Below are 23,251 nucleotides of genomic sequence, written 5' to 3' on the forward strand. Positions count from 1 at the left end.
TGCTCAGAATCCGTGGCGTCTGCGGGTGCGGCGGGGGGTGTCCCCGCCCGCTGCATGGCGCGCGCGTTGTGTGCGGGCGCCGGAGCTATCGGGCAGGTCCCACGCCATATCTGTGGACTGCACCGCGTGCTGCGCCAGGTGGTTGCCCGTGGTCGCGTCGGCCGCCTGCTCCAGCGCCTGCACCATGCGCGCCAGACGGTCGGCCAGGGTCTCGGTGCTCAGGCGCTCGCGAAAGCGTTCCACCATCAGCGGCAGGGCAAACGGGGTGGGGCGCTCCAGGGCATGAATGGACAGGGTCTGCGCCTGCATGCCGCGCAGCGTGCGGGCCAGTCGCTCCATGTCCAGCTCGTTTGCCAGCAGCTCGGCGCGTGCCTGGGCCAGCAGCAGGTTGTCGGGGTCGTACTGCGCAAACACGTCGTAGTACAGCGACGACGAGGCCTGCAGCTGGCGGCTGCTGCGCTGCTCGCCCGGGTGGCTCTGAAAGATCAGGCCCGCGATGCGCGCGATCTCGCGAAAGCGCCTGCGCGCCATCTCGGTGGCGTTCAGGCTGGCCAGCACTTCGTCTTCGAGCCCGCGACCGATGGTGGTGTGTGTGCCTTCGCCAATCAGCCGCGGAAGCAGCGTGGCCCAGTCCACCGGCTTGGCCGACAGCAGCTCCAGCCCATAGTCGTTGACCGCGATGGAGAAGGTGTTGGGCACCTGCTGCGATGCGCGCCAGCCCAGCAGCCCGGCCAGGCCCAGGTGCACCAGGCGCCCCGCCAGCGGGTACAGGTACAGGTGCCAGCCCTCGCGCGTGTGCAGGGTTTCGGCCACCAGGCGGCCCGGGGTGGGCAGGGCCGACCAGGCCTGCTGCAGCTCCAGCAGTGGCCGGGCACAGCGCATCTCGGGCGTGGTGCACTGGCCGCGCTCCGCCTGCGCCAGCTGTTCCAGCATCGCATCGGCCAGCGTGTTCGACAGCGGCATGCGCCCGCCGCTCCAGCGCGGCAGCGCAGCGCTGCCCCTGGGGGCGATGCGCACATAGGCCGTCATCTGCTGGGTGCGCACCAGCTCCAGCAGCCGGCCTGCAAACATGAACACATCGCCCTTGCGCAGCCGGGCGATAAAACTCTCTTCCACCGACCCCAGGCGCCCGCCGCTCACAAACTGCACCTGCATGCTGGCATCGCTCACGATGGTGCCGATGTTGCTGCGGTGGCGGCGCGCCAGGCGGGCATCGGGCACGCGCCAGATACCTTCGTCGTCGGGCACCACGCGGTGAAAGTCCGGGTAGGTGGCCAGCGATGCGCCGCCCTGGCGCACGAACTGCAGCGCCCACTGCCAGTCGTTGTCAGCCAAGGCGGCGTAGGCGGGTGTGCGGCGCACCTCGGCCAGCAGCGCATCGGGCACAAAGCCGCCGCCCAGCGCCACGGTGACCAGGTGCTGCACCAGCACGTCGAGCGGCGCACGCGGAGTGTGCCGGTCTTCAATACGGCCCTGCGCCAGGGCGTGGCGCGCGGCGGCGGCCTCCACCAGCTCCAGGCTGTGCGTGGGCACCAACGTAATGCTGGAGCTGCGCCCCGGCGCATGGCCCGAGCGGCCCGCACGCTGCACCAGCCGCGCCACGCCCTTGGCCGAACCGATCTGCAGCACCTGCTCCACCGGCAAAAAGTCCACGCCCAGGTCCAGGCTCGATGTGCACACCACGGCCTTGAGCTGCCCGGCTTTGAGGCCTTGCTCCACCCAGTCGCGCACCTCATGCCCCAGCGACCCATGGTGCAGCGCAATGGTGCCGGCCCAGTCGGGCCGTGCCTCCAGCAGCGCCTGGTACCAGCGCTCCGCCTGAGACCGGGTGTTGGTGAACACCAAGGTGGACGCTGCCGCTTCGATCGACTGCACCACCTGCGGCAGCAGGCTCAGCCCCATGTGGCCCGCCCACGCAAAGCGGTCGGCACGCGCAGGCAGCATCACCTGCACCTCCAGCCGCTTGTCGATACGGCCCTGCACCAGCACGGCGGGCGGTGGCTGTGACCCGTCCGGCACGGGCTGCGGCAGCAAGGTGTGCAGCGCCTCATCCAGGTTGCCCAGCGTGGCCGACATGCCCCACACCTGCAGCGCCGGGGTCCAGCCCGACAGGCGCGCCAGCGCCAGCTGCACCTGCACGCCGCGCTTGTTGCCCACCAGCTCGTGCCACTCATCCACCACCACCAGGCGCACGCTGGCCAGGCGCTCACGCGCATCGGCGCGGGCCAGCAGCAGCGACACGCTTTCGGGCGTGGTCACCAGCAGCGTGGGCAGGCGGCGGTCTTGCGCGGCGCGTTCGCCGCTGGCGGTGTCGCCGGTGCGCAGGCCGCTGGTCCAGGTGGGGGCCAGTTCGGGCAGAGGTGTCTGCAGGGCGCGCAGCGAATCGGCAGCGAGTGCACGCATGGGCGTGATCCACAGCACGGTGAGGGGCGGTGCCGCAGCGCGGCGCGTGCGCAGGGCGGTGCGGGCGTTGGATGCTTCTGCAGGCGCAGGTGCAGCATCGGCCTGCGCCAAGTGCTGCAGCGCGCCCAGCCACACCGCATAGGTCTTGCCCGCGCCCGTGGTGGCGTGCAGCAGGCCCGAGCGGCCCTCGCCCATCGCGCGCCACACGTCTTGCTGGAAGCCGAAGGGCTGCCACCCGCGCGCCGCCATCCAGGCGGCTGCGGCACTCGGTGCCACCGGGGGCAGGGGCTTGCGCGGGCGGCGCGTCGTGCTCATGCGGCCGCGTCCTGCCCCGGCAGCAGTGCCATCAGCGTTTGCAAGGTATCGGCCTCGGCCACGGGTTTGTCTTGCCGCCAGCGCAGCATGCGCGGAAAGCGCACCGCAATGCCGCTCTTGTGGCGCGGGCTGCGCGTAATGCCTTCGAAGCCCAGCTCAAACACCAGCGTCGCGTCCACGCTGCGCACGGGCCCGAAGCTCTCGCGCGTGGTCTTGCGGATGATGGCGTCCACCTGCGCAATCTCGGCATCCGTCAGGCCCGAATAGGCCTTGGCAAAAGGCACCAGCTGCCGGTCTGGGTCGTCCTGCGGCCCGGTCCACACGGCAAAGGTGTAGTCGGTGTAGAGGCTTGCGCGGCGGCCATGCCCACGCTGGGCGTAGATGAGCACCGCATCCACGCTCATGGGGTCGATCTTCCACTTCCACCACACGCCCACATCCTTGGTGCGGCCCACACCGTACTGCGCGCTGCGGTGCTTGAGCATGAAACCCTCGGTGCCCATACTGCGCGCGGCCTCGCGCTGGCGTGCCAGGTTGTGCCAGTCGGCGCCATGCAGCAAATCGCTCAGGCGCAGGGCCTGGTGCGGTGCGGGTGCGATGGTGGTTTCATCAGGCTGTTGCAGCGTGGCCTCCAGCAGCGCACGGCGGGCCTGCTGCGGCTCTTGGCGCAGGTCCTGCCCGGCGTGTTCGAGCAGGTCGTAGGCCACCAGCACCACGGGCAGCTCGCGCAGCAGTTTGGGGGTCAGCGTCTTGCGGCCCAGGCGCTTTTGCAGATCGGCAAAGGGGCGGGGTTGGGGCTCGCCCGGCAGCCACACGAGGATCTCGCCATCGACCACCGTGCCATCGGCCAGCTGCGCCATCGCAGCCTCGGCCAGTTCAGGGAAGCGGTCGGTCACCAGTTCCTCGCCGCGCGACCAGATCCACACCGCGCCCGCCCGCCGCACGATCTGCGCGCGGATGCCGTCCCACTTCCACTCCACCAACCAGTCGCCGGGCGTGCCCAGCAGTGCGGGCATTTCGGCCACGGTCTGGTTGAACGGGTGGGCCAGGAAGAACGGGTAGGGCTGGCCCGCATCGGCAGCATCCTGCGTACTGGCATCGTCGTCCACCGGCGCGATCAGCGCCTGGTAGTCGCTGGCCTGCGGCTGCCGGCCGATCTGCGTGTAGCCCATCAGGCGGTGGGCGATGCGCTTGGGGTCCAGCGCGCTCACCGTGGCCAGCGCCTGCGTGACCTGCAGGCGCGACGCCCCCACGCGGAAGTTGCCGGTGATGAGCTTGAAGTACACAAAGCGCTGCTCAGGTGCCAGCCTGTCCCATTGCGTGCGCAGACGGGTATCGGCCTCATCGGGCGGCAGGGCGCGCAGGGGCAGCAGCTGGGCCATCCATTCGGCCAGTGTCAGTTCGGTGGGTTGGGTGGGCGGGGGCAGCAGCAGCGCCAGCGTTTCGGCCAGGTCGCCCACGGCCTGGTAGCTTTCTTCAAACAGCCACTCGGGCAGGCCAGCGGCCTCTTGAGCCAGCGCTTTCAGGCGCTTGGTGGGCACCATCTGGCGGGGTTTGCCGCCTGCGAGAAAGTAGGTGGCCCAGGCCGCATCAGCGGGCGGTGCAGCACGAAGGTACGCCACCAGCGCTGTGAGTTTGGCCGACTGCGCGGTGGTGGCGTCGAGCGCCTGGAACAGCTGGGCAAAGGCCTTCATGCGGCTGCCTCAGGTGTGGGTGTGCCGCCTGGCACCTCAGGCGCTGCTCCTGCATCGTCCTCGTTGTCATCGGCGCCGTATTCGGTGGCGAACACCTGGGCGTCCAGCCCTTGCTCGCACAGCCAGCGCACCATCACGGCCGTGCTGCCGTGCGTCACGATGACGCGCTCCGCGCCCGTGGCGCCAATGGCTTTTTGCAAGCTGGGCCAGTCGGCGTGGTCGCTCATCACAAAGCCCCGGTCCACCCCCCGGCGTCGGCGTGCGCCGCGCACCAGCATCCAGCCGCTGGCAAACGCGTCGGAGTGTTCGCCAAACCGCTTGAGCCAGGGTGTGTCCGCAGCCGAGGGCGGGGCCAGCACGAGCGCGCGTTTCAGGTCGGCCTTGGTGAGGCCAGGGTCCGTCACGCGCAGCGTGGGCGGCAGGTCCACGCCCGCCGCGCGATACACGGCGTTGAGCGGCTCCACCGCCCCATGCACCACGATGGGCCCGATGCTGGCATCCACCCCGTGCAGCAGACGCTGCGCCTTGCCGAAGGCGTAGGCATACAGCACGCTGGCCTTGCCCGCCGCTGCATTGGCAGCCCACCAGGCATTGATGTCGGCAAACAGCGCGGGCTGCGACGGCCAGCGGTAGATGGGCAGGCCGAAGGTGGATTCGGTGATGAAGGTGTGGCAGCGCACCGGCTCGAACGGCGGACAGGTGCCATCGTCTTCCAGTTTGTAGTCGCCCGAGGCCACCCACACCTGGCCACCTTGTTCGACGCGCACCTGGGCCGACCCCAGCACGTGCCCGGCCGGGTGCAGCGAAACGCGCACGCCATGGTGGTCGATGACCTCGCCGTAGGCCAGCGTCTGCAGCGCGATGTCCGCCCCCAGCCGGTTGCGCAGCGTGCCCGCGCTGTCGTGGTGCGCCAGGTAGTGGGCCGAACCCATGCGCGCATGGTCTGAATGGGCGTGCGTGATCACGGCCCGCTCCACCGGCCGCCAGGGGTCGATGTAGAAGTCGCCGGGCGGGCAGTACAGGCCTTCGGGGCGGTGAACGATCAATTCGTTGCAGGACATGCGTGTGGCATCGTAGGCGGCAAGGCAAAGCCGGTGGGGCTGCCCGGGTTTGCCCGGTGGGGTGTTGCAGGCAATTTTGACGTCCAATCTGCCACAAGCGCCGGTGTTTTATGTCTCAATTGCTATCAATAATGAAGCATATTGAGCTGTTGGGCCGTGCCGCTGAAGGCGCGTCCTTGCCCATCATCCCGCCATCGGTTGCGCCGTCTGCAGGACTGCGCCGCGTTCTGCGCGTGGTCGGCTGTCTTTACGGCAGAAAACCACGCCCGTACGATGGCGGTCGCCTGCGGCCCAGACCCGCAGCCAGGGACTCATCCATGCGCTTGTATCCGTCGTATCGGTCGCTTTTTGTCGTGCTCTACGGCCCGGTTTTGGGCCTCGTGGCCGCATCAGCCGCTGCCCAGGCCCCTTCGGGCGCCGCGCCGCGCACCAACGCCTTCAACGACCCCTTCGTCCAGGTCACCCAAGCCATCCCGCAATGCCCCGTTCCCGAAGGGCCCCTGTACACCGAGGCCGAGGTGCGCGAACTGGCGCATGTGCGCTCTCAGCATGGCGGCAGCTGCCACCGCGTGGGGCGCTGTCGCCTGCCCAACTCCTACCTGTACGACGCCGAGATCATCCCGCGCGTGCAGCGCTACATCCAGCAGGACGGCCGCTTTGACGACACCAGCGTGTGGGTGCTGGGCGAGCGGCGGCTGGTGACGCTCAAGGGCTGCGTGCAGTCGCAAGCGCAGTCTGATGCGCTGGAGAAGGCTGTGTGGCTGGTAGACGATGTGATGGGAGTGATCAACCTGCTGCAGGTGGGGACGGATGCGGCGGCGGCGCGGTACCCGTTGGCTGTGCCGCAAAAGCCGTGACATGCTGGGCCAGTTGGCTGTGCCTATCCCAGGTGCAGTGATTACGCAATGGTCCTGGCGTCAACGATGAATCGCCAGCACCACACTAGCTTGCCAAGCGCTTTGGCTGGCGCGCGTCCTGCTGCATATTGCCGGTTCGTCATGCTTCATTCTTCACGAAGGACTTTTCATGCCATTCAAGTTCTCATTGCCGGTGGCAGCCACCCTGGCCCTGGCAGTTGTTGCATCTCCTGCCGTGTTGGCCAAGCCGTTCAAGTGGTCCGGTTCCAGCGACATCCAGACCATGGACATCCATTCGCAGAACAGCGCTCTGGGCAACGGCATCCATGCGGCGGTGTACGAGTCGCTGGTCATGTTCAACAGCCGCACGCTCAGGGTGGAGCCGCTGCTGGCCACGTCGTGGCAGCAGGTCAGCCCCACGCAGATGCGCTTCAAGCTGCGCCAGGGCGTGAAGTTCAGTGACGGCTCTGCCATGACGGCGGACGACGTCGTGTATTCGCTGCAGCGTGCGATGAGCAAGACCTCGACCTACGCCATCTACACCCAGGGCATGGACCGCATTGCCAAGGTGGATGGCGAGACCATCGACATCTTTCTGAAGAACCCCAATCCAGTGCTGCTCAACCAGCTGACCGAGCTGCGCGTGATGAGCAAGGCCTGGGCCGAGAAGAACAACGCGGTGGAGCCCAAGGACATCAAGGCCAAAGACGAGACCTATTCGCACCGCAACGCCATGGGGACAGGCCCGTACGTGCTCAAGGAATGGGTGCCCGACCAGAAGATCGTGTTCGCTGCCAATCCGGGCTGGTGGAACGCAGGCAAGGTAGAGGGCAACGTGACCGAGATCACCTACCTGCCCATCAAGTCCGAGGCCACGCGCGTTGCCGCGTTGCTGTCGGGCGAGGTGGACATGGTGCGCGACACCAGCATCCAGGACCTGGCGCGCATTAAGGCCAACCCCAATCTCAAGGTCATGGAGATGGTGGAGAACCGCACCGTGTACCTGGCCATGGACCAGTTCCGCGATGAATTGGCGGGCAGCAACATCAAGGGCAAGAATCCGCTGAAAGACCTGCGCGTGCGCAGGGCGCTGTACCAGGCCATCGACGGCGCAACACTGCAGCGCGTGACCATGCGCGGCATGTCCAAACCCACCGGTGCCATGGTGTCGCCCCTGGTCAACGGCTGGACCGAGGCGGTCGACAAACGTTTGCCCTACGACCCCAATGCCGCCAAAGAGCTGCTGACGCAAGCTGGCTACAGCGATGGCTTTGAGGTGGACTTTGCCTGCAGCAACAACGCCATCGTGCAGGACGAGCAACTGTGCCAGGCGATCACCGCCATGTGGTCGCGCATCGGCATCAAGGCCAAGCTGCGCACCATGCCCGCCGTGAGCTACTACCCCATGGCCCAGCGGCACGAGGCCAGCATCGCGCTGCTGAGCTGGGGCGTGCCCACGTTTGATGCGCTGTACACGTTGCAATCGCTCACCCGCACCAAGACCACCGGGGGCGATGGCAACTACAACCTGGGCCGCTACAGCAACGAGCGCATGGACTACATCGTGGACCGCGTGAAGACCGAGACCGACCTGCCCGTGCGCAACCGGCTGCTCACCGAAGGCCTGCAGCTGCAGAACGACACCGTGGCCCATATTCCCCTGCACAACCAGATGCTGGCCTGGGCCATGAAGAAAAACGTGGAACTGGTGCAGCGGCCGGACAACCGCATCGACTGGCGGTTGATCAAGGTGAATTGAGCCTTCTGGCGCCACAGCCTTTGAGGCTGCGCGGCCCATGCCGGTGCACCCGTGGAACCGGCTTTGCCGGGCCACCGGTTGCGTCCCCCGGGGGGAAGGCGCCGAAGGCAACTCAGGGCGGCACTCAGTGCTCGGGCTGCAGCATGATGATCGCCATGCCCGCCAGCGCGACCAGAACGCCCGCCACATCCCAAGGCGTGGGGCGGATGCCATCCACCGCCCACAGCCAGGCCAGTGCCACCCCTATATAGACCCCGCCGTAGGCCGCATACACGCGGCCTGCGCCTGCGGTGTCGTGCAGCGTGAGCAGCCAGGCAAACAGGGCCAGGCTAGCGGCAGCGGGCAACAGGATCCACGCGGGCTTGCCGTGCTTGAGCCACAGCCAGGGCAGGTAGCAGCCCACGATTTCTGCGAGCGCGGTGGCAACAAAAAGCAGCAGGGTGTTCAGCATGGTGCGGAGCCTTGTGCGGCACTGGGGTTTGGGGCATCTGGACAGGTGGCCAGCCACTGGCGCAGTGCCAGCTCGCCCTGAGGCGTGAAGTGCACCACGCGTGAGCCCTGCGCGCGGTGTGCCCATCCTCCTTCGAAGAGGCGCTGCAGCAGCGCCGCACCCAATGCGCCGCCCAGGTGGTGGCGTCGCTCGCTCCAGTCCAGGCAGGGGCGGCACACCATGCGCCGCTGCAGCGCCAGTGTGGACGTGTCGATACCCACGTGCGCAAACCACCGCGCGCCAGCGGGCGTGAGGATCGTCCCCTGGGGCGTGGCCTGCAGCATGCCCTGGCGCACCAGCGCTTCATAAAACTGCACGCCCACCTCGCCCGCCAGGTGGTCGTAGCACATGCGCGCGCGGCGCAGCGCAGGCTCTCGCGGGCTGGCGCGCAGCCGCACGGCACCAGCGCGAAACGCCACGTTCATCAGTGATTCCAGCAAGTGCGCCACATCGCGGTCCGCCAGCCGGAAGTAGCGGTGCCGGCCCTGGCTTTCCACCGCGACCAGGCCAGCATCCAGCAGCTTGGCGAGGTGCGCGCTGATGGTCTGCTTGGTCACACCGGCGATGTCGGCCAGCTCGGTGGCCGTGAGCGCGCGGTCCGCCATCAGGGCGGTGAGGACTTCGGCGCGTGCGCTGTCGCCGATGAGCGCGGCAATGCGCGCGATGTGGGGGCCGTCTTTCATGGTTCGATCTTGGGCGAACCATTGATGGCCGTCAACCGCTTATCGTGAAGCCCTTGTCCACCAACCTCTCCTGAACGCCATGATCACATGCTTCATTCGCTACGAAATCGATCCCTTTCAGCGCGAGGCGTTTGCCGAATACGCGCGCCGCTGGGGCCAGATCATTCCCCGCTGCGGCGGCCATCTGCTGGGCTACTTCCTGCCGCATGAAGGCAGCAACTACGAGGCCTGGGGCCTGATCGGCTTTGACTCCCTGGCCGCCTACGAGGCCTACCGTGCGCGGCTGCGCGCAGACCCGGAAGGCCGTGCGAACTTTGCACTGGCGCAGGACGGACACTTCATCCTGAGGGAGGAGCGCACCTTCACCCTGGCCGTGGAAGGCACGCTGGGCCTGCCCGCACGGTGACGCAGCCGCCTGAGCACGGACATGGCGCTCCACCTCCTTGCGGAGGCCGACGGGAGTGAGCGTGAAAATGATCAGAACTGCGAGGCTCTGTCATTTCGCGACGTGGTACGTGCTGGCGGGCATGGATGTGACCACATCTGAAAGATGTTGCCCGCAGGACTCAGGGCCATGGGCAAGTTGGGTGTTCTGAAGTCATCTCAGACCCATCGGGAGGAAGCGATCTGCCGTGCGAGTGATCACCAGATAGCCGGGAATACTCTTGGCACGGGCTAAACGCACCCTCTCCATAAAGGCTGCAGCCCTGTGCCAGCCGTCGTAGAGAACGATATCGCTGAGCTGCAGCGATGGATTGTCCGAAACCAGTGTTGCGGCGCAGAGGAGATATCCCTTGCTCGCCCCCTCCCCTGGGTCATGGATCAGCCGCTGAATATGGGCGGCTGATTCGCTGTCGTCCTGCGCCGTACCGGCTTGCCAGGATTCGACGGATCTCCCGTCTGCAAGAACGAGATTTCCGATATCGACTGCGTTCATTTCAACCTCAAAGACAGCCTGCGGTTCGCGCAACAGTATTCGCGCTATGTAAGGTGATCTGGACAGGAGTGCGAATTCTGTGCACACCATGGGATTTGTGGTGTCAACCTGGATTTTTCCTGCCAGCCGACCTTGGGCCTCGTGCTCTCCCCAACGAGCTAGCGCATTCGTGAGCGTTTGCCGTGACTTGATTTGCATGCATGTCTTCTTATGTCATCACCGACCCCATTGACGGGATGTGTCGGGTGGGTGGATGGCCCTTGAGATCGCGGAATTTGTTTGTTGTAGTGGCGCGAAACTGGCTGAGGCCTGGTGGGTGAACTGCCGACGGTAGTTTGCCTCAGCGTCTGCCAGTGCGATGCAGGCGAGGTGTTCGCACATGCGACGTTGTCCGAACCAAGATACCTGTCTCACGGCCTTCGACTTCACCGCCTCATCGCCTTCAACGGGGAGGGGAAAATCCCGCTCGACGGGACAACAGTCACTGTCCCTATGTTGCCGTCGCTTCAGCTTCAGCTGCTGCTGGCTGCTGGCTGCTGGAGGCCCCAGAGGCTTCGAGCCCGCCAGCACCGTCATGTGTTGGCGGCACTATCGACGGGGAGGCTATGCCTTGACCGCAATCAACTCCATGCAGACGCGGTAGCGCTGACTGATGCCATAGCGCACGGGTTGGAAGCCCGACTCAGTGAGAAGTGCATAGAGTCTGTCACGTTCAAAATTGTGATAGTGCTCAATTTCTCCCCAGTAAGGGTTCGCGTTGTTTGCATCCAGCGCTTTCCAGACCGGCGACCCCATGTTGGGCAACGAAATTAGCAGGACTCCGCCAGGGTGAAGGAGCCGGTGGGCTGCGTGCAGACCGACCTTGGGAAATGGCATGTGTTCCAGCACGTCCGCCATGCTGATCACACTGGCTGGGTGGGACAACTGGAATTCGGCAACGTCCTGGCAGTGTGCGGCTACACCCCATTTGCGCAACTCGTTCACGGATTGCGATCGCAGGTCCAGGCCCACTGGCTCGAAACCATATTCTTGTGCCGTTAACAGCAGCGACGCATTGCCAAAGCCCACATCCAGCCAGGTACCGTGGGTCTGGTAGGCAAGGACCTTTTCGATCATTTGTGCGGACACATAGCGTTGCCGCTCCAAGTCGTAGCCCACCACCTGCGACTCATTCGTGCCACGAAAAACGATATTCAGTGCTGCATCGGAGTAGTAGCCGCTACGGAACACGTGCCGGCAAGCCGCGCACTGACGCCAGTGCATGGTGCGCGAGAGCTCGGGGCTATAACGCGGATGGTGGGAGCAATCAGCACTGCACAGCGGCCCGAACGCTTTGCTTTCGCACAGCGGACAGGCCAGGTAGTCGATCAGTTCACCCGCCATGGCTGCCGGCGGAGGCGTGGCAGGGCGGTATGTGGTCTGCACCGGCACTGCGGGGATGTTGTACTTGATCATCCGGCCATTCTAGGTGCCAGGTGTCGCCATCGCCCAATGCGGCTACAGCGCAAAGATCTTGCCCGGGTTCAGGATGTTCTTCGGGTCCAGCGCGCGTTTGATGGCGCGCATCATGTCCACTGCGCCGGTGCCGGTTTCGTCCAGCAAAAAGCCCATCTTGTGGATGCCCACGCCATGCTCTCCGGTGCAGGTGCCGCCCATGCTGAGGGCGCGGGCAACCAGGGTGTGGTTCATGGCTTCGGCCTTGGTGCGTTCTTCGGCGCTGTTGGGGTCGATGAGGTAGCCAAAGTGGAAGTTGCCGTCGCCCACGTGGCCGACGAGGAAGTAGGGGATGCCGCTGGCTTCGACCTCGTCCACCGATTCGAGCAGGCAATCGGCCAGGCGGCTGATGGGCACACAGGTGTCGGTGCTGATGGCGCGGCAGCCGGGGCGGCTTTGTACGGCCGCGAAGTAGGCGTTGTGCCGCGCGGTCCACAGGCGCGTGCGCTCTTCGGGCGTGCTGGCCCATTCAAAGGCCTGGCCACCGAATTCGCTGGCAATGTCTTGCACCATCTCGGCCTGTTCCTTCACGCTGGCGGGTGAGCCGTGGAACTCCATAAGCAGCATGGGTTCCTCGCGCAGGGTCAGCTTGCTGTGTGCGTTCACCATGCGCACGGTGTGGTGGTCGATGAGTTCCACGCGCGCAATCGGCACACCGATCTGGATGATCTGGATGGTGGTGCGCACGGCCGCTTCGATGCTGGGGAAGGAGCAGATGGCTGCGCTCACGGCTTCGGGCAGCGGGTACAGGCGCACGGTGATCTCGGTCATGATGCCCAGCGTGCCTTCGCTGCCCACCATCAGGCGCGTGAGGTCGTAGCCCGCGCTGCTCTTCTTGGCGCGGGTGCCGGTGTGGATGACCTCGCCGCTGGCAGTGACCACCTCCAGCGCCAGCACGTTTTCGCGCATGGTGCCGTAGCGCACGGCATTGGTGCCGCTGGCGCGCGTGGCGCTCATGCCGCCGATGCTGGCGTCGGCGCCGGGGTCGATGGGGAAGAACAGGCCGGTGTCCTTGATGGCTTCGTTCAGTGCCTTGCGTGTGATACCGGGTTGCACCGTCACAGTGAGGTCTTCGGCGTTGATGCTGAGCACCTGGTTCATGCGGCTCACGTCAATGCTGATGCCGCCCTGCACGGCCAGCAGGTGGCCTTCGAGCGACGAACCCGCGCCGTAGGGGATCATGGGCACTTCGTACTGGCTGGCCAGCTTGACCGCCTCGGCCACGTCCTGCGTGCTTTCGGCAAACACCACGGCGCTGGGCGGCGGGGCCTGCAGCGAACCTTCGTCACGCCCGTGCTGCTCGCGCACAGCCTGGGCCAGCGAGCACTGCGCGCCAAAGCGGGCCTGCAGCGCATCGATGAGGGCCTGGGGCACGTCGCGCAGTTGGATTTCGGGCAGCAGGTGGGCGGCAGCGGTGGGGGCGTTCATGGTGTGTGTCTCCGGTGGGTGCGGTCAGTGAGAAGCATTCTAGGTTCGGCCCCGTGGCTGGGCCCTGGGTGATCCACCTTGGGCCCGGGTGGGGATGCGGGTATTCACGAGCTTGCTGGTCAGCGGTGGCGTAAATACATTACGTTCGAAATGTATATTGTGAAAACGCCATGAACCACCGTGTTTCCCCCAAGGCCGGGGCGCGCCGCACCCATGCGGAGCGCAGCGCCGCCACCCGCCAGCACCTGATCGCCACGGCCATCGACGTGATCCAGCACCGCAGCCTGGAGGAGATGTCCATCCACGAGCTGGCCAAGTCGGCGGGCATGACCTCGGGCGCGGTGCAGCACCACTTCGAGTCGAAGGCGGTGCTGATGATGAACGTGCTGAGCGAGCTGATCGAGTCCACCGTGCGCTCGGGCGAACTCTGGCCCAGCGCGGAACTGCCAGCGCGCGAACGGGCGGCGAAGTTTGTGCAGGCGGTGTGGCGCCTGGTCTATGCGCAGCCGCGCTTCATCGTGGCCTGGAACATCTACCTGGGCTGCCGCAATCAGCCCGAGGTGCTGGGCCACATTGCCGAGCTGCGCCAGAGTGTGCAGATGCGCATGCACGAAGGCTTCTTCACGGCCTTCCCCGAGCTGGCAGCAGAACCCGACCGCGATGGACTGCTGGGCCTAGTGCTGTCGTCGCTGCGCGGGCTGGGGCTGCTGCAGCTGTTTGCGCCCGCCCAGCCCACCGCGCCTGATGCCGCACAGCAGGCGCAACTGGCCTGCCTGGCCGACTGGATTGCCGCCCGGTGCGAAGCGGCTGCGCCATCAACGGCCGCCGCTGTGCCCACCAAGGCACGTACACGCCGTCGCTGACCCCTTTTGTCTGCCTGCTTGTCGTGCGGCATCTCCCGCCTGCACGCCACGTATCGCGGACATCCATCGAAGAAAACATTACCAGGAGACACACCATGACCTCAGCTTTTACGCGCGTTCCAAGCATGGTCGCGCTGGCCGCACTCGCCTGCCTGGCCGGTCGCGCCCAGGCGCAGCAGCCTGCTGCCTACCCGGCCAAACCCATCCAGCTCATCGCCCAGCAGCCGCCCGGCAGTGGCTCGGACGCGATGACCCGCGTGTGGGCCGACTGCGCCGCGCGCGAGTTGGGTCAGCCCGTCGTGGTGCAGAACAAGCCCGGGGCCAACGGCATCCTGGCCGTCAACTACCTCAAGGCCCAGCCTGCAGATGGCTATAACCTGCTGAGCATCGGCATGTCGCAGATGACCATCACGCCCTACGTCTACAAACAGCAGCCCTACGACCCGCTGCGCGACTTTGATGGCGTGGCCGTGCTGGGCACGTCGCCGCTGGTGCTGGCCGTGCCCGCAGGGCAGGGCATTGCCAGCCTGGCGGATCTGCAAAAGCTGGCGCGGTCCACGCCGGGCGGGGTCAACTTCGGGTCGCCGGGCAAGGGCAGCCCAGCGCACCTGCTGACCTCGGCGCTGGTGGAGAAGCTGGGTGTGCCCGGCACCCATGTGCCTTTTGTGGGTGAGGGCGCGGGCCTCACCGCGCTCATGGGCCAGCAGATCCACGCGATGACGCTGGTGATTGGCACGGCAGCAGCGCAGGTCAAGGCGGGCAAGCTGGTGCCGCTGGCGCTGTTTGGTGCGCAGCGCTCGCCGTTGCTGCCCGAAGTGCCCACCATCGCCGAAGCCTTGCCGGCCGCCAGCGACCTGGCGCGGCCCGCGTGGATTGCCGTGGTGGCCAAGGCCGGCACGCCCCCCGAGTTGCTGAACCGGCTCAATGCGGTCACTGAGAAGTGTCGGGGTGGCGATTCGCAGTACAAGACCCGCCTTGAAGCCATGAACGTCACGCTCACTGCCACCGCACCTGCCGATGCGCGCACCTGGGCGGCGCGTGATGCGGCCGTGTGGCGCCCGCTGATCGACAAGCTGGGCCTGGCCACGGAATGACGGCGGGCACTGCAGAGCCTCAGGTCACGCTGGCCCACGGTGGGCAGCTGCACGGCCTGTGGGAGGAGGGCGTGTGTGTGTTCCGTGGCATGCCGTACGCGCAAGCGCCACGCGGCGCGCTGCGGTTTGCGGCGCCGTTGCCTGTTTCGCCGTGGTCCGGCGTGCGCGATGCCACCGCGTTTGCGCCCATGGCACCGCAGCTGGCCCGCAGCGCGCGTGCCGATGCGCCCATGCTGGGGGGCGACGACTGCCTGGCGGTCAATGTGTGGGCGCCAACCGCCGAGCCAGGAGCCCACCTGCCCGTCATGGTCTGGGTGCATGGCGGAGGCTTCTTTCGCGGCGCGGCCAGCGAGCCGCTGTACGACGGGGCGTCGCTGGCGCGACGGGGCGTGGTGCTGGTGTCGGTGCAGTACCGTTTGGGCATTGACGGGTTTTTGCACTTCGAAGGCGAGGAGCACGCTGCGCCCGCCAATCGCGGCCTGCTGGATCTGCTGATGGCACTGCAGTGGGTGCGCGACCATATCCACGCCTGGGGCGGAGATGCAGCGCGCACCACGGTGTTCGGCCAGTCGGCCGGTGCCGGGGCCTTGGCCTGTCTGATGGGCATGCCCGCTTCGCGGGGGTTGTTCCAGCGCGCCATTTTGCAAAGCCCCAGCGTCGCCTGCCAGACCTTGCAGGAGGCCGCTGCGGCCCGCCGCGCCGTGGCCGTGCTGGCCGGTGTGGAGTCCACCCTGGCTGCGCTGGGCGCGGCGCAGCAGGCTGCTGTGCTGCACGCCGTACACCGGCTGGCCTCCGAGCCTGCCCTGCGGCAACAACACGGGCTGGGCGGACGCAACTTCTTTCCCTTGCGGCCCGTGGTGGATGGCCAGGTGCTTACCGCACCGCCGTTGGAGGCGCTTGCGCAGCAGTGGGCGGCCCAGCCGCTCGACCTGCAGGTGCTGGTGGGCAGCAACGCGCAGGAGATGCGCCTGTACCACGTGCCCGGCGGTGCCATTGACCGGGTGACGGAGGCGCAGGTCCATGCCTTTGCGCAGGACGTGGGCTTGAATGCCTCCGCCGCACAGGCCCTAAGAAACATGCTGCCACCCGCGCAGCAAACGCCTGGCGAGTGGCTGTGCGCTCTGCAATCCGACTACTACTACCGTGTACCCGCGCAGCGCATTGTCGCGCTGGCCCACCGCTGGGCCCGCAGCGCCCATGGTTATGAGTTCACCTGGCCCTCGCCGCAGTGGCGTGGGCGCTTGGGCGCAGCGCATGGGGTGGAGCTGCCGTTTGTGTTCGGCAATCTCCACACGCCCACAGGGCAGGAACTCACGGGGCCGACGCCGCCCGCTGCGCTGGCCGAGGCACTTCAGCAGCGCTGGGTGGCGTTTGCGCGGGATGGCAACCCTGGATGGGTGCCGTATGCCGGTGCACAGCCACCGGTCCAGCATGTGGGCGAAACGCTGTTTTGTGCGCCCCACACGCAGCCGGAGCGGTTTGCGCTGTGGGAGGGAGTTCTGTAGCGATCCGCTCTCAGGGCTCACCCGTCAGGGGTACCACAGCGGCCGTTGGCTCGCTACACTGAGCCAGCGCTTGCGCGCGACTGACCAACTACAGAGAGAGGGATTGCCATGGCTTCAGCCAGTGTGGGAGATTGCCTGTCGGGTGCCTGGGGCACCTTCAAGAAAAACGTCCTCACCCATGTGGTGTGCACCTTGCTGGTGATGGTGGTCGCCGGCATCAGCGCCGGCCTGCTGGCCGGGCCCATGGTGGTGGGCTACATGCGCATGATCGAGCGCGAGACGCGCGGCGAAGCGGTGCAGATCGGCGACGTCTTTCGGGGCTTTGATGACTTTGTGCCCGCCTTTGTGGCGGGGCTCATCAGTTCGCTGGTGGTGTCGTTGGGCTTCATGCTGTGTTTCATCCCCGGCTTGCTGGTCATGGCGCTGCCCCCGGTGGCACTGTTCCTCGTAGCGCGCGGCGAGCGCGATGGCGTCGCGGCTTTCAGCCAGGCCTGGACCATCGTGACCAAGAACCTGGGCTCGGCGTTCTTCTGCTCGCTGGTGCTGGGCATCGTGGGCTCGCTGGGTTTCCTGCTGTGCTGGGTGGGCGCGCTGCTGACGCTGCCGCTTTCCACCATCGGCTCCTACTACATGGCACGCCAGCTGGTGGGCGATGAGCCGGTGGCCCTTCCTCCCCTCTGACCCCGGCCCCGCAGTGGTGCCGGTGGGCAGCCCACCCGCCTGGCAGCCGCTGGGCGGGGGCGATCGGCGGCAGCGGCTGGCGTTGGGCCTGGGCTGGCCGCTGGCCATGGCGGCCACGCCCTGGGGGCTGGGTCAGGGCGGGCTGGGTCTGGGTTGCGCGTTTCTTGCGCTGACGGGCATACCCTGCCCGCTGTGCGGCGGCACGCACGCGTGTGCGGCCCTGGTCCAGGGCGATTGGGCGGCCGCCTGGGCGGCCAACCCGGGTGCGCTGGTGTTGCTGCTGTGGCTGTCGCTGCTGGCGGGCCAGGCGGTGGTCGAAGGCGCTCAGGGCCGCCGCCGCGTGGCGCGCTGGCCCTGGTGGCACCCGGCAGTGTTTGTCGTGTTGGGCAGCGGGTTGGTGCTGTCCTGGCTCTCGCGCCTGGCCGGGCTGGTGTAGCCGCTCGTTGGGTCCTTGGGTCCTGGTACTTACCTCTTCGTGAGGCGACCGCCTTCTATGGCCGTCTGAGTGCCCTGCGCAGCCGGTGGCCCGCCAACGCCAGCGCCTGCACCACATCCATGCACCAGCATCCCCTTGGGTCAGGTTAGCGCAGCCCCACGCATCGTTGCGGGGCAGACTGCCCCATGGTGCACAGCCTCCGTGCGCCAGGCTGGTGCATTCAGCTTGTATACCAGTTGGCACGGAACCTGCGATACCGCAGGCAATGACCACCGCCACCGAGATCAGCAACCGCATCATCGAAGCTGTGATGGCGCAAAAGCTCGCGCCCGGCTCCCGCCTGGGCGAGCAGCAGCTGGCCATGCTGTTCGACTGCAGCCGCACCATCGTGCGCGAGGCGCTCACGCGGCTGGCCACGCGGGGCATCGTCACCGTCAGCGCTCGGCGCGGCTGGTATGTGATCGAGCCGTCGCAGGACGAAGCGCGCGAGGCCTTCGAGGCGCGCCGCGTGATCGAGCTGGGCCTGCTGCACCAGCTCAAGGTGGTGGACAAGACGGCGCTGCGCCAGCTCAAGAGCCACCTGCAACGCGAAAAGGCCGCGCTGGCGGGCACCGATGTGGGCATGCGCAGCTTCTTGCTGGGGGACTTCCATGTGTGCCTGGCCGAATGCCTGGGCAACAGCCTGCTGGCCGACACGCTGCGCGACTTCACGGCGCGCACCACGCTCATCGCCATGCTCTACCAGTCATCGCACGATGCGGCGCAGAGCTGTGCCGACCATGTGCGCATCGTCGAGGCGCTGGAGGCAGGCGACATTGCCGGCGCCGAGGCACTCATGTCCGAGCACATCGGCACCGTGCAGTCGGCCCTGCGCCTGCAGGCCAGCAGCGACCCGCTGGCCGGGCTGCGCGACGCGCTGGCACCGGTGCGCAAGAGCCCAGCACAAGCCACCCCACCAGCCCGGGCGCGCAAGCCTCGCGCGGCCAAGAGTTCCCCCTCCCCAGCGTCTGACCCAGACGCACCTGCCGACGCATCCACCTACCTAGGAGCCCTGCTATGACCACCGTCCGCACCGTCACTTCGTCCACCCGCCGCCTGACCCTGGGCGTGCTTGCCGCCACCGGCCTCGCAGCGGCCCTGATGGCACCTGCCGCCCACGCGCAGAACGCGCTGGACAACATCCTCAAGGCCAAGGAAATCAAGATCGCCATTCCCACCGACTACCCGCCCTACGGCTTTGTCGGCACGGACCTCAAACCCCAGGGGCTGGACGTGGAGATGGCCAACTACATCGGCACCAAGCTGGGCGTCAAGGTCGAGCTGATTCCCGTGACCAGCGCCAACCGCATCCCGTACCTGCAAACGCAGAAGGCTGACCTCGTGATCTCCACACTGGGCAAAAACCCCGAGCGCGAGAAAGTGATCGACTTCACTGCGGCCTACGCACCGTTCTTCCAGGCCGTGTTTGCGAGCAAGAGCCTGAACATCAAGAGCTTTGCCGACCTGGCGGGCAAGACGGTGGCCGTGACGCGCGGCGCCATGGAAGACCAGGAGCTGGCCAAAGTCGCGCCCCCCGGCGTGGATGTGAAGCGCTTTGAAGACCACGCCGCCAGCATTGCGGCCTTTGTGTCGGGCCAGACGCAGGCCATTGCGACCAGCGCATCGACGGCGGGCACCATCATGGTCAAGAACCCCAACCTGGCCACCGAATACAAGCTGCTCCTCAAGGACAGCCCGAACTTCATCGGTGTGGCCAAAGGCGAAGACAAGCTGCGCTTGCGCGTGAACGAAATCATTGCCGAGGCCCGCAAGTCGGGCGACATCGACAAGCTGTCCAACAAGTGGCTGGGTCGTCCTGCGGGTGACCTGCCCCTGTGATGCGGCGCACAGGATGAATTGCTGAAACCCAAGGGCCTGCGGCGCGACAAGCGGCGCAGGGCACAAGCATGCTGATTGCGCTCGATTTTTCTGCCGTCTTCGCGTCGTGGCCGTTGCTGGTGCGTGGCGTGGTCTGGACCATAGCCCTCACCATCGTGGGCACCGTGCTGGGCCTGCTGCTGGGCACGGTCTGCGCCTGGGCGCGTGCACGCAATCTGGGCCACCGGCCCACTGCGCTGCGCTGGGCCGTGGCCAGCTATGTGGAGCTGGTGCGCAACACGCCTTTCATCGTGCAGCTGTTCTTCCTGTTCTTCGGGCTGCCCGCGCTGGGGCTCAAGCTCTCGCCCGAGTTCGCGTCGGTGCTGGCCATGGTGATCAACCTGGGCGCGTATTCCGCCGAAATCGTCCGCGCAGGCATCGAGGCCACGCCACGCGGCCAGATCGAAGCCGCGCACAGCCTGGCGCTGACGCCAGGCCAGACCTTCCGCCGTGTGGTGCTGCCGCCGGCGCTGCAAAAGGTATGGCCCGCCATGGTCAGCCAGATCATCATCGTGATGCTGGGGTCGGCCGTGTGCGGGCAGATCTCCACACCCGAGCTGAGCTACGCCGCCAACCTCATCTCCAGCAACACCTTCCGCGCCTTCGAGGCCTTCATCCTGGCCACTGCTGTGTACCTGGTGCTGTCGATGTTGACTCGTCGTCTGCTGGTGTGGGTGGGGACCCGATTCTTGGTGGGGAGGTAATCGAGATGGTTGAATTTTCCCTGTGGGACATCCTGCGCAACCTGCTGCTGGCAGCGCGCTGGACGGTGTCCCTGTCCCTCATCGCCTTCATCGGTGGTGGCCTGGTGGGCCTGGTGCTGCTGGTACTGCGCCTGTCCAAAGTGCGTGGCGTGGATCGCGCCGTGGGCGCTTATGTGCAGGTGTTCCAGGGCACGCCGCTGCTGATGCAGCTGTTCCTGGCCTACTTCGGCATTGCGCTGTTCGGTATCAAGACCTCGCCGTGGACGGCCGCTGCGGTGGCGCTCACGCTCTACACCAGTGCCTACCTCACAGAGATCTGGCGCGGCTGTGTGGCCTCCATCCCCAAGGGGCAGTGGGAGGCGGCGCAGAGCCTGGCGCTCAACTTCGGCGAACAGCTGCGCCATGTGGTGCTGCCGCAGGCGCTGCGCATCGCGGTGCCGCCCACGGTGGGCTTTCTGGTGCAGGTGATCAAGGGCACGGCGCTGGCTTCGGTCATCGGCTTTGTGGAGCTGACCAAGGCGGGCAGCATGATCTCCAACGCCACCTACAAGCCCTTCCTCGTCTACGCCTGCGTAGCGCTGCTGTATTTCGTTTTGTGCTTCCCGGTGAGCCTGGTGGCGCAGTCCCTTGAAAGGAAACTCCATGGCCATCGCCGCTGAAGCCTCTGCAACCAAACCCACCCCTGCGCACGACGGCATCGTGGTGGGTGAGCCACCCATTGTGGACATCACTGCGCTGCGCAAGTCCTACGGCAGCAACGAAGTGCTCAAGGGCATCGACCTGAAAGTGCAGCGCGGCGAGGTCATCGCCATCATCGGCAAGAGTGGCTCGGGCAAGAGCACGTTGCTGCGCTGCGTGAATGGGCTGGAGGAGTTCCAGGAAGGCGCGCTCAGCGTCAACGGCCAGAAGCTGCTGCACGACAGCCCCGCCGCCATGCGCGCGCTGCGCCAGCAGGTGGGCATGATCTTCCAGAGCTTCAATCTGTTTCCGCACCTCTCTGTGGGCCGCAATATCATGCTGGCGCCCACGCTGGTGAAGGCGCGCGATGCCAAAACCGCCGAGGCGCAGGCGCGCCAGCTTTTGGCGCGCGTGGGGTTGGCCGAAAAGTTTGACGCCATGCCCGACCAGCTCTCGGGCGGACAGCAACAGCGCGTGGCCATTGCGCGCGCACTGGCCATGGAGCCGCAGGTGCTCCTGTGCGACGAGATCACCTCGGCGCTGGACCCTGAACTGGTAGGCGAGGTGCTGCGCGTGGTCGAATCGCTGGCGCAAGAAGGCATGACGCTGATGATGGTCACGCACGAAATGGCGTTCGCCCGCAAGGTGAGCGACCGTGTGATCTTCATGCACCAGGGGCGGGTGCATGAGCAGGGCACGCCTGCCCAGCTGTTTGGAAGTCCGCAGACGCCTGAGCTGCAGCAGTTTTTGTCCTCGCTGCACGACTGACCTGACCGACTGCGCAAAAATCCCGCCCGTGGTCTGGAGGCTCCAGTACGGGCGGGCGCGGGAACGATGGGCGGCTATGTCAAACCATGGGGCTGATAGGTTTGAGTACCCAAGCCGCAACCTGGAGGCTGGGTGTCAGGACAGCAAGCCTTTCTCGAACTCGGTGGGCGAGAGGGTGCCGTTGTGGTCAGCGTCCAGTTCCTTGAATCGTTGGCTGATCGCAGGCAATTGGGCGGCTTCCTTCTCGCTGAGCTTGCCGTCCTTGTCAGCGTCTGCGCGCTGGAATGCGGTGGTAGCCGCCTTGGAAGGATTGCCAGTGCCCGGGCCGTACGAATAGGGGACCTCTGTCGGAGAGGCGGTTTTTCCAGGTGAGGCGGTCTGTGCCTGCAAGGCACCCACACCACCCAGAGAGAGGGCGGCGAAGAGCATCACGCTGCGTGTGTCGAACGAGTAGTGGCGTCGTTGCAGTGCTTTCATGGTGAGCCTGGCTCCTTTGAAGTTGAACAGGCTTGCATTGCACCGCAGCAAAGCGTGCCGCGCCAGCACTCTTGCCTGCTGTTGCCTCACTCAACATTTGCCAGCGCGGTGTAACGCGGCACGCCTGTTGTGTGTAGATGTCCGCACAGTTTGTAGCCAGACGCAAGCGTCCCCTGGTGCGCGTTCACACCCCACCTGCTCAGGCGCTTGGCCTGACCTGCAGGCCCGTGAACGTCCTACAAGCGGGGTCGGGGCGCGACAAAACAATGCATCCAAGCATTTCGCTTGATCGTACGTTTTCCTGAAGGAGTTCTCCATGCAAAAGCAAACCGTCTTCGCCGCTCTGGCCGCACTGGCATGCACCGCTGCGCTGGCCCAGGCCCCCGCCAACAGCAATGCGCGCCCTCCGTCCGAGGTGAACCCTTCTGCATCCGGTGGTGCGGCGGCGTCCAAGGCACAAAACAAGGTGGACACGCGCAGCGCCAACAGCAGCGCCATGCCTGCCAACCCCGCAGCTGGCGACGGACGTGCGGCGCCGGTGGCCGAGATCAACCCCAGCGCTTCAGGCGGCAAGGCCGCAGCCAAGGCCGATGCACGCGTCAATGCACGCCTGATGGACACCAACGGCGACGGCATGGTGTCGCGCCAGGAGTGGGACACCTACCACGCACATGCATGGGACACCATGAAGCCCACCAACGCTGGCGTATCCACGGCAGACATCGACAAGCTCAACCGCGCCCCCGCTGCGCATTGATCTCGCCGTACGCAGCGCCTTGATAGCGCTGCGCCGTCGCCCTGTGGCACACCATGTTGTGTGCCACAGGGCGTGGGTTCGCGTAGCGGGCATGCTGCGTGTGGTGGGCGGTCAGTGCTCAGGGCGCAGTGCGTAGGGGGATTGGAGGCGAAACGCTTGCACCCGCGTGGCGGTGGCGGAGAATCCGGGCAGATTCACTGCGGTGGCTTGTGCCGCGCAGAAGCTGGCATCCATCCTCCCGTTTCCTCAT

At 66.4% G+C, this 23,251-nt stretch carries 23 protein-coding genes; 14 read left to right on the forward strand and 9 right to left on the reverse strand.

Features of this window, described 5'->3' with window-relative positions; genetic code table 11:
* Positions 1 to 3: 3 nt before the first annotated feature.
* Genes IB236_RS06195 through IB236_RS06205 form a run of 3 tightly spaced genes read right to left on the reverse strand, consistent with a single transcriptional unit; the run spans position 4 to position 5,473 of the window.
* Complete coding sequence (locus tag IB236_RS06195; protein ID WP_192419447.1) at positions 4 to 2,718, reverse strand: ligase-associated DNA damage response DEXH box helicase; 2,715 nt, start codon at positions 2,716 to 2,718, stop codon at positions 4 to 6.
* Positions 2,715 to 4,412, reverse strand: coding sequence for an ATP-dependent DNA ligase (locus IB236_RS06200; RefSeq protein ID WP_192419449.1), 1,698 nt, complete (start codon positions 4,410 to 4,412; stop codon positions 2,715 to 2,717). Before IB236_RS06200 ends, IB236_RS06195 begins: the two co-directional genes overlap by 4 nt.
* Positions 4,409 to 5,473, reverse strand: coding sequence for a ligase-associated DNA damage response exonuclease (locus IB236_RS06205; RefSeq protein WP_146870363.1), 1,065 nt, complete (start codon positions 5,471 to 5,473; stop codon positions 4,409 to 4,411). The genes IB236_RS06200 and IB236_RS06205 overlap by 4 nt, the downstream gene beginning before the upstream one ends.
* 317 nt (positions 5,474 to 5,790) lie before the next feature.
* Here IB236_RS06205 and IB236_RS06210 point away from each other — a divergent pair, with 317 nt between their 5' ends.
* A complete protein-coding gene (locus tag IB236_RS06210) occupies positions 5,791 to 6,330 on the forward strand; it encodes a BON domain-containing protein (RefSeq protein ID WP_192419451.1) in 540 nt (179 codons plus the stop codon).
* 169 nt (positions 6,331 to 6,499) lie between these two features.
* Positions 6,500 to 8,089, forward strand: a complete 1,590-nt coding sequence (locus tag IB236_RS06215) for an ABC transporter substrate-binding protein (RefSeq protein ID WP_192419453.1) — start codon at positions 6,500 to 6,502, stop codon at positions 8,087 to 8,089.
* A gap of 124 nt (positions 8,090 to 8,213) precedes the next feature.
* Here IB236_RS06215 and IB236_RS06220 read toward each other — a convergent pair whose 3' ends face one another.
* Both IB236_RS06220 and IB236_RS06225 read right to left on the reverse strand, forming a co-directional pair.
* Entirely contained in the window at positions 8,214 to 8,537 is a 324-nt protein-coding gene (locus IB236_RS06220; RefSeq protein ID WP_108497312.1) for a YnfA family protein, read from the reverse strand.
* Positions 8,534 to 9,262, reverse strand: coding sequence for a helix-turn-helix transcriptional regulator (locus IB236_RS06225; RefSeq protein WP_192419457.1), 729 nt, complete (start codon positions 9,260 to 9,262; stop codon positions 8,534 to 8,536). Before IB236_RS06225 ends, IB236_RS06220 begins: the two co-directional genes overlap by 4 nt.
* Before the next feature lie 79 nt (positions 9,263 to 9,341).
* Between IB236_RS06225 and IB236_RS06230 the strand changes: the two genes are divergently transcribed.
* A complete protein-coding gene (locus IB236_RS06230; protein ID WP_192419458.1) occupies positions 9,342 to 9,668 on the forward strand; it encodes an NIPSNAP family protein in 327 nt (108 codons plus the stop codon).
* Between the two features lie 192 nt (positions 9,669 to 9,860).
* Here the strand turns inward: IB236_RS06230 and IB236_RS06235 are convergent, their stop codons facing one another.
* The 3 genes from IB236_RS06235 to IB236_RS06245 form a co-directional block, all read right to left on the reverse strand.
* Positions 9,861 to 10,397, reverse strand: a complete 537-nt coding sequence (locus IB236_RS06235) for a hypothetical protein (RefSeq protein WP_192419460.1) — start codon at positions 10,395 to 10,397, stop codon at positions 9,861 to 9,863.
* Between the two features lie 405 nt (positions 10,398 to 10,802).
* Positions 10,803 to 11,654 carry a class I SAM-dependent methyltransferase gene (locus tag IB236_RS06240; RefSeq protein WP_225580989.1) on the reverse strand — a complete coding sequence of 284 codons (852 nt, stop codon included), beginning with the start codon at positions 11,652 to 11,654 and terminating at the stop codon, positions 10,803 to 10,805.
* 42 nt (positions 11,655 to 11,696) lie between these two features.
* Positions 11,697 to 13,121, reverse strand: coding sequence for an FAD-binding oxidoreductase (locus tag IB236_RS06245; protein WP_146870353.1), 1,425 nt, complete (start codon positions 13,119 to 13,121; stop codon positions 11,697 to 11,699).
* Positions 13,122 to 13,291: 170 nt separating this feature from the next.
* On the opposite strand from IB236_RS06245, the gene IB236_RS06250 reads away from it, so the two are divergent.
* The 10 genes from IB236_RS06250 to IB236_RS06295 all read left to right on the forward strand — a co-directional run bounded on the left by IB236_RS06250 (position 13,292) and on the right by IB236_RS06295 (position 21,767).
* The gene (locus tag IB236_RS06250) at positions 13,292 to 13,984 is read left to right on the forward strand and encodes a TetR/AcrR family transcriptional regulator (protein WP_146870352.1); all 693 of its coding nucleotides are present in this window, start codon (positions 13,292 to 13,294) and stop codon (positions 13,982 to 13,984) included.
* Between the two features lie 95 nt (positions 13,985 to 14,079).
* Positions 14,080 to 15,078, forward strand: coding sequence for a tripartite tricarboxylate transporter substrate binding protein (locus tag IB236_RS06255; RefSeq protein WP_192419462.1), 999 nt, complete (start codon positions 14,080 to 14,082; stop codon positions 15,076 to 15,078).
* Entirely contained in the window at positions 15,075 to 16,583 is a 1,509-nt protein-coding gene (locus IB236_RS06260; protein WP_192419464.1) for a carboxylesterase/lipase family protein, read from the forward strand. Before IB236_RS06255 ends, IB236_RS06260 begins: the two co-directional genes overlap by 4 nt.
* 108 nt (positions 16,584 to 16,691) lie before the next feature.
* Complete coding sequence (locus tag IB236_RS06265; RefSeq protein WP_116748512.1) at positions 16,692 to 17,264, forward strand: hypothetical protein; 573 nt, start codon at positions 16,692 to 16,694, stop codon at positions 17,262 to 17,264.
* Complete coding sequence (locus IB236_RS06270) at positions 17,236 to 17,700, forward strand: DUF2752 domain-containing protein (RefSeq protein ID WP_146870346.1); 465 nt, start codon at positions 17,236 to 17,238, stop codon at positions 17,698 to 17,700. Before IB236_RS06265 ends, IB236_RS06270 begins: the two co-directional genes overlap by 29 nt.
* 265 nt (positions 17,701 to 17,965) lie before the next feature.
* On the forward strand, positions 17,966 to 18,760 hold the full coding sequence (locus IB236_RS06275) for a GntR family transcriptional regulator (protein WP_192419466.1): 795 nt from the start codon (positions 17,966 to 17,968) through the stop codon (positions 18,758 to 18,760).
* Positions 18,757 to 19,578: a transporter substrate-binding domain-containing protein gene (locus tag IB236_RS06280; protein WP_056057032.1), complete on the forward strand. Its 822-nt coding sequence runs from the start codon at positions 18,757 to 18,759 to the stop codon at positions 19,576 to 19,578. The genes IB236_RS06275 and IB236_RS06280 overlap by 4 nt, the downstream gene beginning before the upstream one ends.
* A 68-nt stretch (positions 19,579 to 19,646) precedes the next feature.
* Entirely contained in the window at positions 19,647 to 20,321 is a 675-nt protein-coding gene (locus tag IB236_RS06285) for an amino acid ABC transporter permease (RefSeq protein ID WP_146870343.1), read from the forward strand.
* A gap of 5 nt (positions 20,322 to 20,326) precedes the next feature.
* Positions 20,327 to 20,980 carry an amino acid ABC transporter permease gene (locus IB236_RS06290; protein WP_056057035.1) on the forward strand — a complete coding sequence of 218 codons (654 nt, stop codon included), beginning with the start codon at positions 20,327 to 20,329 and terminating at the stop codon, positions 20,978 to 20,980.
* Positions 20,964 to 21,767: an amino acid ABC transporter ATP-binding protein gene (locus tag IB236_RS06295; protein WP_146870341.1), complete on the forward strand. Its 804-nt coding sequence runs from the start codon at positions 20,964 to 20,966 to the stop codon at positions 21,765 to 21,767. Before IB236_RS06290 ends, IB236_RS06295 begins: the two co-directional genes overlap by 17 nt.
* Positions 21,768 to 21,902: 135 nt before the next feature.
* Here the strand turns inward: IB236_RS06295 and IB236_RS06300 are convergent, their stop codons facing one another.
* Positions 21,903 to 22,244 (reverse strand): calcium-binding protein, encoded by a 342-nt coding sequence (locus IB236_RS06300; RefSeq protein ID WP_056743146.1) that lies wholly within the window; start codon positions 22,242 to 22,244, stop codon positions 21,903 to 21,905.
* 316 nt (positions 22,245 to 22,560) lie between these two features.
* On the opposite strand from IB236_RS06300, the gene IB236_RS06305 reads away from it, so the two are divergent.
* On the forward strand, positions 22,561 to 23,001 hold the full coding sequence (locus IB236_RS06305) for a hypothetical protein (protein WP_056057040.1): 441 nt from the start codon (positions 22,561 to 22,563) through the stop codon (positions 22,999 to 23,001).
* Positions 23,002 to 23,251 lie beyond the last annotated feature (250 nt).

It is taken from the genome of Acidovorax sp. ACV02, assembly GCF_014851475.1.
Lineage (GTDB): Bacteria > Pseudomonadota > Gammaproteobacteria > Burkholderiales > Burkholderiaceae_C > Acidovorax > Acidovorax delafieldii.

Bases quoted from the DNA above. Each gene is read 5' to 3' on its own strand.
- IB236_RS06195 (WP_192419447.1), bottom strand. From the start codon at position 2,718: ATGAGCACGACGCGCCGCCCGCGCAAGCCCCTGCCCCCGGTGGCACCG.
- IB236_RS06200 (WP_192419449.1), bottom strand. From the start codon at position 4,412: ATGAAGGCCTTTGCCCAGCTGTTCCAGGCGCTCGACGCCACCACCGCG.
- IB236_RS06205 (WP_146870363.1), bottom strand. From the start codon at position 5,473: ATGTCCTGCAACGAATTGATCGTTCACCGCCCCGAAGGCCTGTACTGC.
- IB236_RS06210 (WP_192419451.1), top strand. From the start codon at position 5,791: ATGCGCTTGTATCCGTCGTATCGGTCGCTTTTTGTCGTGCTCTACGGC.
- IB236_RS06215 (WP_192419453.1), top strand. From the start codon at position 6,500: ATGCCATTCAAGTTCTCATTGCCGGTGGCAGCCACCCTGGCCCTGGCA.
- IB236_RS06225 (WP_192419457.1), bottom strand. From the start codon at position 9,262: ATGAAAGACGGCCCCCACATCGCGCGCATTGCCGCGCTCATCGGCGAC.
- IB236_RS06230 (WP_192419458.1), top strand. From the start codon at position 9,342: ATGATCACATGCTTCATTCGCTACGAAATCGATCCCTTTCAGCGCGAG.
- IB236_RS06235 (WP_192419460.1), bottom strand. From the start codon at position 10,397: ATGCAAATCAAGTCACGGCAAACGCTCACGAATGCGCTAGCTCGTTGG.
- IB236_RS06240 (WP_225580989.1), bottom strand. From the start codon at position 11,654: ATGATCAAGTACAACATCCCCGCAGTGCCGGTGCAGACCACATACCGC.
- IB236_RS06245 (WP_146870353.1), bottom strand. From the start codon at position 13,121: ATGAACGCCCCCACCGCTGCCGCCCACCTGCTGCCCGAAATCCAACTG.
- IB236_RS06250 (WP_146870352.1), top strand. From the start codon at position 13,292: ATGAACCACCGTGTTTCCCCCAAGGCCGGGGCGCGCCGCACCCATGCG.
- IB236_RS06255 (WP_192419462.1), top strand. From the start codon at position 14,080: ATGACCTCAGCTTTTACGCGCGTTCCAAGCATGGTCGCGCTGGCCGCA.
- IB236_RS06260 (WP_192419464.1), top strand. From the start codon at position 15,075: ATGACGGCGGGCACTGCAGAGCCTCAGGTCACGCTGGCCCACGGTGGG.
- IB236_RS06265 (WP_116748512.1), top strand. From the start codon at position 16,692: ATGGCTTCAGCCAGTGTGGGAGATTGCCTGTCGGGTGCCTGGGGCACC.
- IB236_RS06270 (WP_146870346.1), top strand. From the start codon at position 17,236: ATGAGCCGGTGGCCCTTCCTCCCCTCTGACCCCGGCCCCGCAGTGGTG.
- IB236_RS06275 (WP_192419466.1), top strand. From the start codon at position 17,966: ATGACCACCGCCACCGAGATCAGCAACCGCATCATCGAAGCTGTGATG.
- IB236_RS06280 (WP_056057032.1), top strand. From the start codon at position 18,757: ATGACCACCGTCCGCACCGTCACTTCGTCCACCCGCCGCCTGACCCTG.
- IB236_RS06285 (WP_146870343.1), top strand. From the start codon at position 19,647: ATGCTGATTGCGCTCGATTTTTCTGCCGTCTTCGCGTCGTGGCCGTTG.
- IB236_RS06290 (WP_056057035.1), top strand. From the start codon at position 20,327: ATGGTTGAATTTTCCCTGTGGGACATCCTGCGCAACCTGCTGCTGGCA.
- IB236_RS06295 (WP_146870341.1), top strand. From the start codon at position 20,964: ATGGCCATCGCCGCTGAAGCCTCTGCAACCAAACCCACCCCTGCGCAC.
- IB236_RS06300 (WP_056743146.1), bottom strand. From the start codon at position 22,244: ATGAAAGCACTGCAACGACGCCACTACTCGTTCGACACACGCAGCGTG.
- IB236_RS06305 (WP_056057040.1), top strand. From the start codon at position 22,561: ATGCAAAAGCAAACCGTCTTCGCCGCTCTGGCCGCACTGGCATGCACC.